Annotated in this window: 10 protein-coding genes; all 10 read right to left on the bottom strand. The window is 71.3% G+C overall.

Annotation, left to right across the window (positions count from 1 at the left end; genetic code table 11):
• Positions 1 to 2: 2 nt before the first annotated feature.
• The gene (locus tag ASD48_RS05250) at positions 3 to 2,723 is read right to left on the bottom strand and encodes a serine/threonine-protein kinase (protein ID WP_057600155.1); all 2,721 of its coding nucleotides are present in this window, start codon (positions 2,721 to 2,723) and stop codon (positions 3 to 5) included.
• Between the two features lie 2 nt (positions 2,724 to 2,725).
• A complete protein-coding gene (locus ASD48_RS05245) occupies positions 2,726 to 4,060 on the bottom strand; it encodes a hypothetical protein (protein WP_057600153.1) in 1,335 nt (444 codons plus the stop codon).
• A gap of 72 nt (positions 4,061 to 4,132) precedes the next feature.
• Positions 4,133 to 5,164, bottom strand: a complete 1,032-nt coding sequence (locus ASD48_RS05240) for a glutamate ABC transporter substrate-binding protein (protein ID WP_057600151.1) — start codon at positions 5,162 to 5,164, stop codon at positions 4,133 to 4,135.
• Between the two features lie 122 nt (positions 5,165 to 5,286).
• Positions 5,287 to 6,678, bottom strand: a complete 1,392-nt coding sequence (locus tag ASD48_RS05235) for a hypothetical protein (RefSeq protein WP_057600149.1) — start codon at positions 6,676 to 6,678, stop codon at positions 5,287 to 5,289.
• A gap of 178 nt (positions 6,679 to 6,856) precedes the next feature.
• Complete coding sequence (locus ASD48_RS05230; RefSeq protein WP_057600147.1) at positions 6,857 to 7,831, bottom strand: BadF/BadG/BcrA/BcrD ATPase family protein; 975 nt, start codon at positions 7,829 to 7,831, stop codon at positions 6,857 to 6,859.
• The gene (locus tag ASD48_RS05225; protein WP_057600145.1) at positions 7,822 to 9,087 is read right to left on the bottom strand and encodes a 6-phospho-beta-glucosidase; all 1,266 of its coding nucleotides are present in this window, start codon (positions 9,085 to 9,087) and stop codon (positions 7,822 to 7,824) included. Before ASD48_RS05225 ends, ASD48_RS05230 begins: the two co-directional genes overlap by 10 nt.
• 6 nt (positions 9,088 to 9,093) lie before the next feature.
• Positions 9,094 to 9,987: a carbohydrate ABC transporter permease gene (locus tag ASD48_RS05220; RefSeq protein ID WP_057600143.1), complete on the bottom strand. Its 894-nt coding sequence runs from the start codon at positions 9,985 to 9,987 to the stop codon at positions 9,094 to 9,096.
• A gap of 4 nt (positions 9,988 to 9,991) precedes the next feature.
• Complete coding sequence (locus tag ASD48_RS05215; RefSeq protein ID WP_057600141.1) at positions 9,992 to 10,933, bottom strand: sugar ABC transporter permease; 942 nt, start codon at positions 10,931 to 10,933, stop codon at positions 9,992 to 9,994.
• A 2-nt stretch (positions 10,934 to 10,935) separates the two neighbouring features.
• Positions 10,936 to 12,285: an ABC transporter substrate-binding protein gene (locus ASD48_RS05210; RefSeq protein ID WP_242432507.1), complete on the bottom strand. Its 1,350-nt coding sequence runs from the start codon at positions 12,283 to 12,285 to the stop codon at positions 10,936 to 10,938.
• Positions 12,286 to 12,414: 129 nt separating this feature from the next.
• A complete protein-coding gene (locus tag ASD48_RS05205) occupies positions 12,415 to 13,626 on the bottom strand; it encodes an ROK family transcriptional regulator (RefSeq protein WP_057600140.1) in 1,212 nt (403 codons plus the stop codon).
• Between the last annotated feature and the right edge of the window lie 135 nt (positions 13,627 to 13,761).

Below are 13,761 nucleotides of genomic sequence, written 5' to 3'. Positions count from 1 at the left end.
AACTACACCCACGTCCGGGGGCGGTAACGATTGGCACGTTCCACCAGGTCGATCCTTTCCTCGCCGCCGGTCGCCAGCCGGGCCAGCGTGCGGTACGAGCGCTCCAGGCCGAAGCGCAGCCCCCGCTCGTCCAGTTCGCTCCCCAGCAGTACCGGGGTGGTCGAGCCCGCGCCCTGGCCACCGGAGAGTATCCAGTCGAGGGCACAGCCGAGGACTTCCGCGGACAACTGCTCGCGCCGCGTCGGATCCAGACCGTACGCGTCCAGCGCCTCGACCTGGGCCGCGGCGGCGGTGAGGTCCTCCAGGAAGGGTACGTCGGAGGCGAGGGCGGTCCGCTCCCGGAGCCGGGCCCGCACGGCCGCCACCCGGGCCGCGGTGTAGTGGATGGAGGATTCCGGCACCGATTCCAGCGTCCGTACGGCACTCCGGCGGTCACCGGCCGCGAGCTGCACGCGGGCCAGACCGAACGCGGAGCTCACATAGCTCGGGTCGGTCGACCACACCAGGCGGTAGTACTCGGCGGCGTTGTCCAGCTGCCCCAGCACCTCCGCGCACAGGCCGAGTGCCAGCTTGGGCGTGGGCTCGCCCGGGAAGGCGTCGTAGATCGCGTCGAAGGCGAGCGCGGCGCCCTCGTGGTCGCCGGTGACCAGCGAGGTCACGCCCCGGTACCAGACCACCCGCCAGTCGTCGGGCCGTTCGCCCTCCAGTTTCTGGAGGGACATGAGGGCCGCCTGGTGGTCGCCGTTCTCCAGCCAGGCGCGGATCTGCCGCAGCCGGGTCTCCACCGAAGGCGCCGGCGCGGCCGCGAGAGCAGTGATCAGCTCGGCCGGCGCGGACGCCAGCAGGCCGGCCAGGAAACCCGCGTTGGGGTCGGTGGCGTCGACGTGCGGCACGGGCAGCGCGAGCGCGGCGGCGGGCGCGGGGACGGTCTTCACGAGGCCGGGGGCGACAGCGCCCGGGGCGACCGTGCTGCCGGCGCCTCCGGCACCGGGCGACAGGACACCGCCGGCACCCGGCGGCCCGGATCCGCCGGCGAAGGCGGAAGCGGCGCCGGAGAGTGCGGAAGCCGCGCCGGCGAAGGCGGGAGCCGCGCCCGGCAGGACGGGTGCGGCGCCGCCGGGGGCCGCGGCCGGGTTGGCCGGGCCGCGGGTGAGGGCCGGGGAGGCGCCCGAACCGCCGAACCGGCGCGACGACTTGACGGCGACCCGCGCCCCCAGCCGTGACACCTCGCCGGCCGGCTTCGGGAACAGCTCCGTGTCCGTGACCTTGACCTCCGGCCCGAACAGGGTGGACAGCGCGGGCCGCGCCCGGCCGCTCTGGAGCGAGACGACCTCGCGGAGCACGCCCGTCAGCTGCTCCGCCATCTCCTGCGCGGAGGCGAACCTGCGGGCCGGGTCGGGGTCGGTGGCGCGGACCAGCAGCCGGTAGAACGACTCGTACTGGCGGAAGACCTCGATGTTGTCGGGGTCGGGCAGCGAGTCGACGAAGACGGTCGTGTAGCCCTGGAAGTCGAAGGTCAGGACGGCGAGCGTCCGGCCCACCGTGTACAGGTCGGACGCGACCGACGGCCCGACCTCCGCGACCTCCGGACCCTGGTAGCCGACCGTGCCGTAGATGGCCGACTCGTCGTCGTCCATTCTCCGGACCGCGCCCATGTCGATCAGCTTGAGCTGGTCCTCGGTCTGGATCGCGTTGTCGACCTTGAAGTCGCAGTACAGCAGGTTGCGGCTGTGCAGATGGCCGAGCGCCTCGAGCGCCTCGATGCCGTACGCGCACGCCTGCTCCACGGGGAGCGGATCCCGCTTGCCCTGCGGGGTGCGGCGGTCGTTGGCGATCTCCTTGAGGGACTTGCCGCCGACGTACTCCATGACGATGTAGCCGTCGAGCGAGCCGGTGCGCTGGTCGAGGTGTTCGACGAAGTTGTAGATCCGCACGATGTTGGCGTGCTCGATCTCGGCGAGGAAGCGCCGCTCCGAGATGGCGGCGGCCATCGCGTCCTGGTCACCGGTGTCCAGGAGGCCCTTGAGCACCACCCACCGGTCGGAGACCGCGCGGTCGACCGCCAGGTAGACCCAGCCGAGCCCGCCGTGCGCCAGACAGCCCACGACCTCGTACTGGCCGTGCACGACGTCGCCGGCCTTCAGCTTCGGCACGAACGAGTACGGGTGGCCGCACTTGGTGCAGAAACCCTCCGTGCGTCCCTCCCGCTCGCCGCGCGAACGGCCCACCGGGGCACCGCAGTCGGAGCGCGAGCAGAACCGCTTGCGCTCCGGCACCTCGGGGTTCTCCTGCACCATCCCGCGCGGGTCGGGCCTCGGCACCTGCGGCACCGCGACCAGGCCGGCGCCGAGCCGGGCGCGCCCGGAGGAACCGGCGGTCGAGCCGGAGCTGCGCACGGACACCGAGCGGCCCGTCGACCTGCCCGACAGCGACCGGGACAGCCGCCCGGACACCGAGCGGCGCGACTTCGACGACTGCGACGACGTACGGGTGCTGCGGGCGCTGCGCCCGCTGGAACGTGAACTGGCGCTGCCCGCCGAGCCCTTGCCGCCGCCGGTCACCCCGGTCGGCGATGAGCCGACCAGGCCGTTCCCGGAGGAAGGCCCCCCGGACGAGACGACCGGGGCCAGACCGCAGGTGTCGCAGTACAGCTCGCCGCCGCCCACATCCTCGTACGCCCCCTCGCAGCCCGGCCGCTGACACGCCTGCCCTGCCTGACTCATGGCTACTGCTCCCCCCTACGGTCCTGAGGTCCGCCCTGCTCCGGCACACGCGGTGCCGTGAGCAGTTCGGCGGCCGCCTGCTGGTAGCGCAGGACGGCCTGTCCGGCCACGCGCAGATCACAGGGCGCGCTCCACAGCATGCGGCGCGCCGCGTCGTAGCGTTCGATGAGGAACGGGTCCTCGGCGAGCCCGTGCCGGGCCACCTTCGCCTTGTACGCGTCGAGGCGGCCGCGCAGTTCCGCGCGGACCGCCAGTGGCTGCGTGACAGCGGTCAACGACTCGCGGGCGCGCAGCAGTTCGTCCTCCGCCTTCTGCTCCAGGGACTCCAGGAGTGGGGACAGGCGGTGCCACTGGGCCTGCCTGCGGTACTCGGCGGCCGTCGCGAGCTGCTCCTGGAGCACGGTCGGCGGCCCGCTGACCACCGGCACCTCCGTCGCGGCGATCTTCGCGAGCACCTCGCCGCGCGCGGTGCGCGCCTCGGCGAGCGTCCGGTCGGCCCGGCTGAGGATGTCCCGCAGCTTCACCAGCCGCTGCTCGGCGTCCTGGCGGACCGTCAGCACGGCGTCGATCTCCCGGCGCACGTCCTCCAGGGCGCGTGCCTCACGGTCGTACACCGTGGTGTCCGGGCGGCCGCCGCCCGGCGCCGAACTGCCCTGCGCGCGTACCCAGAAGGCGAGCGGGTCCGACACCACCTGCTCGCGCAGGGAGGTCAGGGTCCGGGTGATGCGTTCGAGGTCGTCGCCCGCCGGATGCTCGCCCGGGCGGACGCCGACGGAGTGGGCGAGCCGACGGGTGCGCTGGAGCTCCGCGGCCAGTAAATCTATCCGGGCGGGCAGCGCCGACCACACCGCGTCGGCGGTCACGACCATGTCGAGCGAGGACGCGTAGAGCTCGTTCATCCGGTCGACGAGGGTGGCGAGGGAGAAGCTGTGGCTGAGCCGGCCGGCGCCGTGCAGCGTGGGCGCTTCGGCGGCCGCGGCCGTGCCGGCGGCCGAGCCCGCCACCGTGACCGACTCGCCGCGCAGCAGTTCCGTCAGCTCCGCCAGGTCCTCACGGCTGGACCAGCGGCGGCGCGAGCGGATGTCGCGGGCGCCGCGCAGCGCGTCCGTGTACGCGTCGAAGTACGTCCACAGCAGTGTGATCGACGCCTCCGCGGACGCCCAGCGCTCCTTGGTGACACCGGTGAGTTCGGCGCCTTCGAGGAGCCTGCGGCCCGCGTGGTCCTGGAGGGCGAGGAGCGAGGTCTCGATCGCCTCGTGCTCCGCGCCGAGCCGCGCCAGCGCACGGTCGACCTCGTCCCGGTCCATCACCGGCCCGGGGGGTCCCGTGACGCCCATCGATCACCTCTCGCTGCTGTCGGTCTTCTCGGCTCTGTCCGCCGCCTGCCCTGCCGTCGCGCCCGCCGGTCGTCAGCTCGTGCTCAGGTACTGGGGGGCGGGCGGCTTCGACTTCGTCGCGTCACTGCCCAGTGTCGCCGACAGCCACTTGTCGTACGAGGCCTGCCAGCCGCTCGCGCGGTACTCCACCAGGATCTGGTTGACCCGGCGTACCAGATCCGTCGCGTTCTTCTTCATGGCCACGCCGTAGTACTCGGTCGTGAAGGGGGCGCCCTTCAGTTCGACCGTGGGGTCCTGGGCGGCCTGACTGGCCGCGAGCGCCCCGTCGGTCACCACCGCGTCGACCTCGCCGAGCTGCAACCGGACCAGGCAGTCGAGCTGGTTGGGCACGGGGGTGGCGATCACGACGCCGGAGGCGATCCGGCCGGCCTTCTTGTCGTCGACCAGCTTGGTGTTGGCCGTCGAACCGGTCGCCGTGCAGACCTTGTTCTTCGCCAGCGTGTCGTCATAGCCCTTGATCGTCGAGGACTTCGGGGCGAGCACCTGCTGTCCCGTCTTGAAGTAGGGCGCGGAGAACGCGACATCGTTCAGGCGGGTGCAGGAGATCGTCATGGTGCGGACGACCATGTCGACCCGGCCCTCCTGGATGGCCGGGATGCGCTGGTTGGTCGGGATGGCCTTGAACTGGACCGCGTTCGGGTCGCCGAGGATGTCCTGGGCGATCCGGTGGACCAGGTCGATGTCGAAGCCCTCCAGCTCCGCGCCCGTGTTGTTGGGGTCGCGGTAGCCCCAGCGGTAGCTGTTCTGGTCGACGCCGACGATCAGCTTGCGCTTCTCGCCCGTCCGGGCCTTGATGGCGGCGATCGTCGGGCCGTCCGCGCTCGACGGTGTCGGCGTCCGCTTCTCCGGGTCGGTGCAGTCGGCGTCGGCCGCCTGGGTGCCCGCGGCGACCCCCTGGCCGGCCCGGTCGGTGCTTCCGTCGCCGGGCGACCGGGTCGTCCACGGCAGCAGCAGGACGAAGGACAGCGCGAGGGCGCACAGGGCCGCCATCGCGCCCACTCCGCCCCAGCCCTTCAGGCCGGCCCGCACTCGTCGCACACGCATTGTCACGCCCCCTTCCACCGGTACGCCTCCTTCCGCCGGTTCGCCCCCGCCCACCGACACGCTCCTGCCCACCGGCAGGCGCCTGTTCACCGATCCGCGCCCGTTCACCGGCACACGCCTGTTCACCGGTACTCCGACAGTCTGCGGCCGATGCCGACGACCGCGCCCGCGGCGCCCAGCACGGCGAGCACGGCGGCGCCGATCGGCAGGCCCGTCATCGCGCCCAGACCGTCCCCGGCCGCCTGCCGGAACTCGGTCTGCTCGTGCGCCAGCGCGTCCGCGAGGTTCTGGTCGACGTTGTCGAAGCACGCGCCGGTCGCGTCCTTGCCGCCGATCACCAGGGCCAGCGCCTGCTCGTAGTTGCCGTTGTCGTCCTGCGCGCGGGCCGCGGTGTGGCGCTTCTTCCACTCCGCCATGTTGCTCTCGGCCGACGCGACCGGCTTCTCGCCCGCCTGGTCGTCGGCGAGCTTCGCCGCGAGGGTGAGGCCCTTGCCGAGGGTGGTGATCTCGGTGCTGAACTCGTGGTCGTACTTGTCGAGCGTCACCTCCTCGCCGTCGGCGGCCACCTTCACCGTCTCGGCGCCGCGCGCCACCAGCGTCAGGTTCTCGTTGCCGCGCGCCTTCAGGGAGGCGATGCGGGCGTCGTGCAGGACGTTCAGCGAGCGGACGCCGTGGTCGTAGGAGTCGTCGAGCCCCGCGCGGGCCACGCTGTGGCCGACGACCAGCCAGAGCAGGACGACCGTGGTGGTCGCCGTCGCCGCGACCAGGCCGTGGTTCAGGACCCGGTTCGTACGGCGGTAGTTGCGGTGCTGCGCCCAGGCGAGACCGGCCAGCGCGAGGACGCCCAGCGCGATCGCCGCCCACGGGTAGGGGGTGGCGTCGCCGTAGTCGTCCCGCAGGCGCTGGTTCTCCTTCGTGTAGAGATCCTGGGCCGCCGGGAGCATCTCGCCCTGCATCTTCTGGTTCGCGTACCGCAGATAGGCGCCGCCGACCGGGAAACCCTGCCGGTTGTAGGTCCGCGCGCGCTCCACCAGGCCCTTGTACTCGGGCAGCAGTTTGTTCAGCTTGGTGATGAACGCCGTCGAGGGCGAATCGGGGTCGGCGTTGTTGGCCGCCGTGACGAGCTTGGAGGCGGCCTCGTCGATGTCCTCCTCGTAGCGCGACCGGGACTCCGCCGTCTCCTGGCCCCCCGCCAGGAATCCGCTGGAGGCCGCCGTGTTGGCGTCGGCCAGCGCACGGTAGATGTCGGCCGCGGCCGTGCTGAGCGGCTGGCTCTTGTGCAGCACGTCGTCGGCGGCGGCCGCGCGGTCGGTGGTCTGCCACGCCGTCACGGCGCCGAAGGCGAGGACGAGCAGGGCGAGGAGGGCGCCGATGATGCGGAGCCGGCCCGGCTCCGTGGTCGCCGCCGCGCGCGCCTTGTCGACGCCCTCGGCGAACGCCGTACGGCGCGTCGGCGGCGGCGCCGAGGCCGGCGCAAGTGGCTCTACGGTGCTGCCTGGTGCCGGGTTTGCCACGTTTGACCTCCCCCATGGTCATCTACCGCCGCCAGTATCGCTGGCGGGACCGGTCATGCGCACCGGCCTTCACTGGATCTTGATCAGATCGCAGTCACCCCTGTCCATGAATACGCGTCGGGTGGGTGTTCGGTTCCTTCGTGAGGGCCCGTGTTGTGTTCGGGGGCGCGTGGGTCACTCACCCCGCGTGGAAGTGTCCCCGCACCCTTCGCTGCACGTCGGCGTCCGCCCCCAGCCGGTCCAGGCCCAGCAGCGCGGCCCCCAGCACCGGGCGCTCCCGCACGACGCTCGCCACCGCCTTGGGCGCCCGCGCGGCCAGGAGTTCCCGTACCCCGTCGTCCAGTTGCCCGTGGCCCGCGGTGAGGACGCCTCCCCCCAGAAGCACCGGTGTCTCCTCCTCCAGAAGGTCCAGCCGGGTCAGGGCCACCGTCGCCATGGCCACCACCTCCCGTGCCAGCCGTTCGACGATCGTGCGCGCCACCGGGTCCCCGTCCCGCGCCGTCGCGAAGAGGACCGGGGTCAGTTCGTGGCGGCGGGACGGGGGGATGCGCTCCAGGTGGAGGGCCTCGATCAGGGCGTACATGGACGGCTGACCGAAGTGGGACGGGAGCGCGTCGGCGAGGACGGTCGGTCCTCCCCGGCCGTCCTCAGCCCTCGCCGCGTGCCATATCGCCTCCTCGGCCAGGCCCCAGCCGCCTCCCCAGTCGCCGGAGAGGCGGCCGAGGGCCGGGAAGCGGGCGGTGCGGCCGTCGGGGCGCATGCCGACGCAGTTGATGCCGGCGCCGCAGACGACGGCCACTCCCCGGGGTTCGGCGACGCCCGCCCGCAGGATGGCGAACGTGTCGTTGCGGACGTCCACCGAGGTGCCCCACGCGCGCGCGTGCAGGGCCGCCGCCAGCTGCTCCTCCTCCACCGGCAGGTCGGCGTTGGCCAGACAGGCCGAGACATGGACCGCCGAGTCGACGCCGGCCGCCGCGTACGCGCGCGTGACGGTGTCGGCCAGGGCGTCCACCGCCGCCGTCACGCCCACGGCCGGCGGGCGGAAGCCGTCGCCGCGGGCCGTGGCGAGGACCCTTCCGTCGGCCGCCACGACCGCGACGTCCGTCTTGCTGTTGCCCGCGTCGATGGCGAGCACGCTTGCCGTCAGGCCCACGCGAGATGCTCCCGGTTGTGTGCGATCAGCTGGTCGGTCAGCCGCTCGGCGTACTCGTACTGGGCGACCAGGGGGTGGGACAGCAGGGCCTTGAAGACCCGGTCACGGCCGCCGTGCAGGGCCGCCCGCAGGGCCAGGTCCTCGTACGCCGTCACGTTCGCCATCAGGCCGCTGTAGAGCGGGTCGAGGGGCGGTACGGGGAGCGGGGACGGACCCTTGGGGCCCACCGCCGCCTGGACCTCGATCACCGCGTCGTCGGGGAGGAAGGGCAGCGTGCCGTTGTTGAGCGTGTTCACCACCTGGTACGGGCTGCCGGAGCCGGTCAGCAGTGCCGCCGCCAGATCCACCGCGGCCTCGGAGTAGTAGGCGCCGCCGCGCTTGGCCAGCAGCTCCGGCTTCTCGTCCAGGGCCGGGTCCGCGTACAGCGACAGCAACCGGCGTTCCATCTCGGCCACTTCCGCCGCCCTGGACGGCTTCGTGCGCAGTTCCCGGACGACCTCGTCGTGCGCGTAGTAGTAGCGCAGGTAGTAGGAGGGGACCGTGCCCAGCCGGTCCAGGACGACGCGGGGCAGGCGCAGATCGGCGGCGATGGTGTCGGCGTGGGCGGCCAGCAGGCCCGGCAGCATGTCCTCGCCCTCGGGACCGCCCAGCCGTACCCCGGTCTCCCAGGTGAGGTGGTTGAGGCCGACGTGGTCCAGGTGGATGTCGGCCGGGGTGACGTCGAGCAGGGCGGCGAACTTCCGCTGCAGGCCGATCGCCACGTTGCACAGGCCGACCGCCTTGTGGCCGGCCCGGAGCAGGGCGCGGGTGACGATGCCGACCGGGTTGGTGAAGTCGATGATCCAGGCGTGCGGGTTGGTCCGGCGGACCCGTTCGGCGATGTCCAGGACCACCGGGACGGTCCGCAGCGCCTTCGCGAGGCCGCCCGCCCCCGTCGTCTCCTGTCCGACGCAGCCGCACTCCAGCGGCCATGTCTCGTCCTGCTCGCGCGCCGCCTGGCCGCCGACGCGGAGCTGGAGCAGCACGGCGTCGGCGCCCTCGACGGCCGCGTCCAGGTCGGACGTCGTCACGATGCGCCCCGGGTGGTCCTGCCGGGCGAAGATCCGGCGGGCCAGGCCGCCGACGAGTTCCAGCCGGTCGGCCGCCGGGTCGACGAGGACCAGTTCCTCCACGGGAAGGGTGTCCCGCAGGCGGGCGAAGCCGTCGACGAGTTCGGGTGTGTAGGTCGAGCCGCCGCCGACCACGGTGAGTTTCATGGCTTGTTAACCCTTTACTCCGGTGAGGGTGACACCTTCGACGAACGCCTTCTGGGCGAAGAAGAACACGAGGATCACGGGGGCCATGACCAGCACGGTGGCCGCCATGGTGAGGTTCCAGTCGGTGTGGTGCGCGCCTTTGAAGGACTCCAGGGCATAGGAGAGGGTCCACGCGTTCGGGTTTTCGGAGGCGTAGATCTGCGGGCCGAAGTAGTCGTTCCAGGCGGCGAAGAACTGGAAGAGGGCGACGGCGGCGATGCCGGGCTTCGCCATCGGCAGCACGACCTTCAGCAGGGTGCGCAGGTCGCCGCAGCCGTCCACCTTCGCCGCGTCCAGGTACTCGTTCGGGATGGTCAGCAGGAACTGGCGCAGCAGGAAGATCGAGAACGCGTCGCCGAACGCCAGCGGGATGATCATCGGCCACAGGGTGCCCGACAGGTCCAGCTGCTTCGCCCAGAACAGGTACATCGGGATGACGACCACCTGCGGGGGCAGCATCATCATCGAGATCACCAGCATGAGCGTCAGATTCCGGCCCCGGAAGCGGAACTTGGCCAGCGCGTACGCCACGGGCACGGACGAGACGACGGTGAGGACCGTGCCCAGTCCGGCGTAGATCAGCGTGTTCCGCCACCAGGTGAGGAAGCCAGGGGTGTCGAAGACCTTCTTGTAGTTGGCCCACTCCCAGGTGTGCGGGATCAGGTCCCGGCTGAGTGCCTGGGAGTCGCTCATCAGGGACGTCAGGAACACGAACACGAAGGGGAGGGTGAAGAAGAGGGCCGCGGCCAGGCCGAGGGAGTGGACCGCGATCCACTCCAGCAGGGCCTTGCGGCGGGCGGTGCGCTCGGCGGGGGAGGAGGATGTCCGCAACTCCGCCGGGCGGTCCAGTACTTGGGTCATACGGTCAGTCACCTGCCTGGATGAGACCGCCCCGGCGCCGCATCAACAGCGCGGTGAACGCCATCGACAGGGCGAACAGGACCAGGGCCACGACACAGGCCGAACCGTAGTCGAAGCGCTGGAAGCCGAGGTTGTAGACGAGTTGGGGAAGGGTGAGCGTGGAGTGCTCCGGATAGCCGGGCTCGAACATGGTGCCCGCGCCCTGGATCACACCGGAGGCGACCTTTCCGGCGACCAGCGGCTGTGTGTAGCACTGCATCGCCGCGATCACGCCGGTGACGACCGCGAACATGATGATCGGCGAGATGTTGGGGAGGGTGACGAACCGGAACCGCTGCCACGCCGAGGCGCCGTCCAGTTCCGCGGCCTCGTACTGCTCCTTCGGTACGTCGAGCAGCGCGGCCATGAAGATGACCATCAGGTCGCCGACCCCCCACAGGAACATCAGGGTGAGGGCCGGCTTGGACCAGCTCGGGTCGTTGAACCAGCCGGGGGCCGGGATGCCGATCCTCTCCAGGATCGAGTTGACCGGGCCGGTGCCGGGGTTGAGGAGGAAGGCGAAGGCCATGGTGGCCGCCACCGGCGGGGCCAGGTAGGGCAGGTAGAACAGGGTGCGGAAGACACCCGTACCGGTCTTGATCTTCGTGATGAGCATGCCGATCCCGAGCCCGAACAGGACACGCAGGGTCACCATGATCACGACGAGCCAGAGGGTGTTGCGCAGGGCCGGCCAGAAGAACGGATAGTGCTCGAAGACGTACGTCCAGTTCTTCGTGCCGCTCCACGTCGGCGGCTTGAAGCCGTCGTAGTGCATGAACGAGAAGTAGACCGTCGAGATCATCGGGTAGGCGAAGAAGACCGCGAATCCGATCAGCCAGGGAGAGAGGAAGGCGAGGGTGCGCAGCGCCGAGCGCCGGTGCTTCGCCCTCAACGTGTGGGTGGTCATCGCTACTTCGCCTGCGCGATGTCCGTGTCGATCTGCGCCGCCGCCTTCTTCAGGCCGGCCTTCAGGTCGGTGACCTTGCCGCTCTCGTAGTCGTAGCCGAGCTGCTGCACGGTGGTGAGGTACACGCCGCCGTTGATCGACGCGGGGGAGGTGGTCGAGTTCGGGTTCGCGGCGATGTCCAGGAACGTCTTGAAACGTGCGTCGTACTTCAGGTCCGGGGACTTCAGGGCCGCCAGGGTGGACGGCACGTTGTGGATGGCGTTGGAGAAGGCGACGACCGCGTCCGTGTCCGTGGTCATGTACTTCACCAGCTCCCAGGCCGCGTTCTGCTTCTTGCTGGTGGCGGCGACACCGGCGATGGTGCCGGTGATGTAGCCCTTGCCGTACTGGGCCGCCTGGTCGTCCGGGACGGGCAGCGGGGCGACGCCGATCTCGAAGTCCGGCTTGGCCTCCAGGGCCATGCCGAGGCGCCACTCACCGTCGAGCTGCATGGCGACCTGGCCGGTCTGGAAGGGGTGCTTGGGGCCCCATTCGTCGCCGAGGGTGGAGCGGAAGGTCTCCAGCTTCTTGAAGCCGCCGAGGCCGTCGACGAGCTTCTTCTGAAGGGTGAAGGCGGAGGCGACGGCCGGGTCCGTGGCGATGGTGGACTTCCCGGCGGTGTCGAAGTACGTCGGGGAGAACTGGCCGAGGTAGTGCTCGGTGGTCGTCTCCCAGCCGTGGTAGTTCGGCATGAAGCCGAGCTGCTTGAACGTGTTCCCCTGGGGGATCGTCAGCTTCTTGGCGTCGGCCTCGAACTCGGACCAGGTCTTGGGCGGAGCGGTGATGCCCGCCTTCTCGAACGCCGTCTTGTTGTAGTAGAGGCCGTAGGCGTCGCCCAGCAGCGGGACGGCGCAGCGGTTGCCGTCGAACTGGGTGTACTCGTTCATGGCCTTCGGGAAGGTCGTGGTCGGGTCGATGTCCGCCTTCTCGAAGAAGGGGTTGAGGTCGACGAGGGCGCCCGACGAGCAGAACTTGCCGACGTTGTTGGTGGTGAACGACGAGATCACGTCCGGCGCCTTGGTGCCGCCCGCGCGCAGCGCCTGGTTGATCTTGTCGTCGGTCATGTTGCCGACGACGTTCACATGGATGTTGGGGTGCGCCTTCTCGAAGCCCGCGATCAGTGACTTCACGGCCTTCACCTCGGTCGGCGCGCTCCAGGCGTGCCAGAAGGTGAGGGTCGTCTCCTTCGACGCGTCGTCGTCGGAACCGGCCGCGGACTGGCCGGTACAGGCGGTGGTGCTCAGCAGGAGGGCCGTGGAGGCGGTGAGGGCAAAAGCCGCCTTTCGGACGACTACGGGTATGCGTGTGGGCATGGCGGAGCCTTCCAGGGACAGGGCAGGGTGAGTGGAATGCGGTGGGGCGAGGTGAGGTGGAGCGGGGTGGAGCGGGGTGAGGTGTGGTTCCGGGGGCGGGGCGGGGGCGGGGCGGGGGCGGGGGTGTGGCTAGCGCGAGGTGTCGAAGACCTCGTCGCGGGTGGCCGCCAGCGCGCTCTCCAGCGCGCCGCGCAGCACGGGCCGTTCGGTGACGTCGCCCATGACCAGCTTCGGCCGGGACGCGGCCAGTTCCTCCAGCTCGTCCTGGACGAGGGCGCGCAGCACCTCGCCGCCGGCGGTCAGGGAGGCGCCGCTGAGGACGACGAGTTCGGGGTCGAGTACGGAGACCAGCGAGGCGAGACCGGTCGCGAGCCGGGTCGCGTACGTCTGGAGCAGCTCCCGGTGCGGTGCGGTGTCCTCGGCGGCGGCCCGCCCGACGAGCGCGGCGGCGACGTCGGCGTAGGGTCCGGACGGGAGGTCGGTGATGCCGAGCTCCCGGGCCAGCCGGGGGACGGCCTGTGAGCCCGCCAGTTCCTGGAAGCCACCGCTGTTGGCCTTGGTGACCTGCCGGACCAGGGGTGCGCCGGGAACCGGCAGGAAACCGACCTCGCCGGCGCCGCCGGTCCAGCCGCGGTGCAGCCGTCCGCCGAGCACGAGGGCGGCGCCGAGACCGCCCTCGTTCCACAGCAGGACGAAGTCCTCGTGGCCGCGTGCCGCGCCCAGGCGCTGCTCGGCGACGGCGGCGAGATTGACGTCGTTCTCGTACTCGACCGGCATCGGCAGGGCCGCCGCGAGATCGTCGAGCAGCGCGGGGGAGTGCCAGCCGGGCAGGTGCGAGGCGTAGCGCAGACGACCGGTGGTGGGGTCGAAGGCGCCGGGGGTGGCGACGACCAGCCGTCGCACCTCGTCCCGGGTGAGACCGGCGGCCTTCACCGCGCCGTCGAGCGCGTCGGTGACCTGCCGTACGACGGCGTCGGCGGTCTTCCGGCCTGGCGTGGGCACCTCGAACGTGCCCACGGTGCGGCCGGTGGCGTCGGCGACGGCGGCCAGGACGCGTTCGGGGGTGACGTCGAGACCCGCGGCGTACGCGGCGGCCGGATTGACCTCGTACAGCTGCGCGTTGGGGCCGGGTCGCCCCTCGGTTGTGCCGGTCGCGAGCACCAGCCCCGCCGCCTCCAGCCGGGCCAGCAGCTGTGAGGCGGTGGGCTTCGACAGGCCGGTGAGCTTGCCGATGCGGGTGCGGGACAGGGGGCCGTGCGCCAGCAGGAGGTCGAGGGCGGCGCGGTCGTTCATGGCGCGCAGGACGCGCGGGGTGCCCGGCGTACCGGCGATTCCTGCCATGGGGTCGACACCTGCCTTTCTGAACTGCCCAGCTTCTCAAGTACGCCGGACGCAAGTCCACATCCGGTCACTGTTAGGAAAGTTTCCTATCGGCTGGCAGGAAGGTAGACCCGTCACGAAGGGGACGTCAAGGAG

The sequence above is a fragment of the Streptomyces sp. Root1310 genome, assembly GCF_001426425.1.
Classification (GTDB): Bacteria; Actinomycetota; Actinomycetes; order Streptomycetales; family Streptomycetaceae; genus Streptomyces.
The sequence above is the reverse complement of the archived record's forward strand: the minus strand, read 5'-3'. Positions and strand labels throughout refer to the sequence as shown.

Coding starts and splice junctions, on each gene's coding strand:
- ASD48_RS05250 (WP_057600155.1), bottom strand. CDS start 2,723: ATGAGTCAGGCAGGGCAGGCGTGTCAGCGGCCGGGCTGCGAGGGGGCG.
- ASD48_RS05245 (WP_057600153.1), bottom strand. CDS start 4,060: ATGGGCGTCACGGGACCCCCCGGGCCGGTGATGGACCGGGACGAGGTC.
- ASD48_RS05240 (WP_057600151.1), bottom strand. CDS start 5,164: ATGCGTGTGCGACGAGTGCGGGCCGGCCTGAAGGGCTGGGGCGGAGTG.
- ASD48_RS05225 (WP_057600145.1), bottom strand. CDS start 9,087: ATGAAACTCACCGTGGTCGGCGGCGGCTCGACCTACACACCCGAACTC.
- ASD48_RS05220 (WP_057600143.1), bottom strand. CDS start 9,987: ATGACCCAAGTACTGGACCGCCCGGCGGAGTTGCGGACATCCTCCTCC.
- ASD48_RS05215 (WP_057600141.1), bottom strand. CDS start 10,933: ATGACCACCCACACGTTGAGGGCGAAGCACCGGCGCTCGGCGCTGCGC.
- ASD48_RS05210 (WP_242432507.1), bottom strand. CDS start 12,285: ATGCCCACACGCATACCCGTAGTCGTCCGAAAGGCGGCTTTTGCCCTC.
- ASD48_RS05205 (WP_057600140.1), bottom strand. CDS start 13,626: ATGGCAGGAATCGCCGGTACGCCGGGCACCCCGCGCGTCCTGCGCGCC.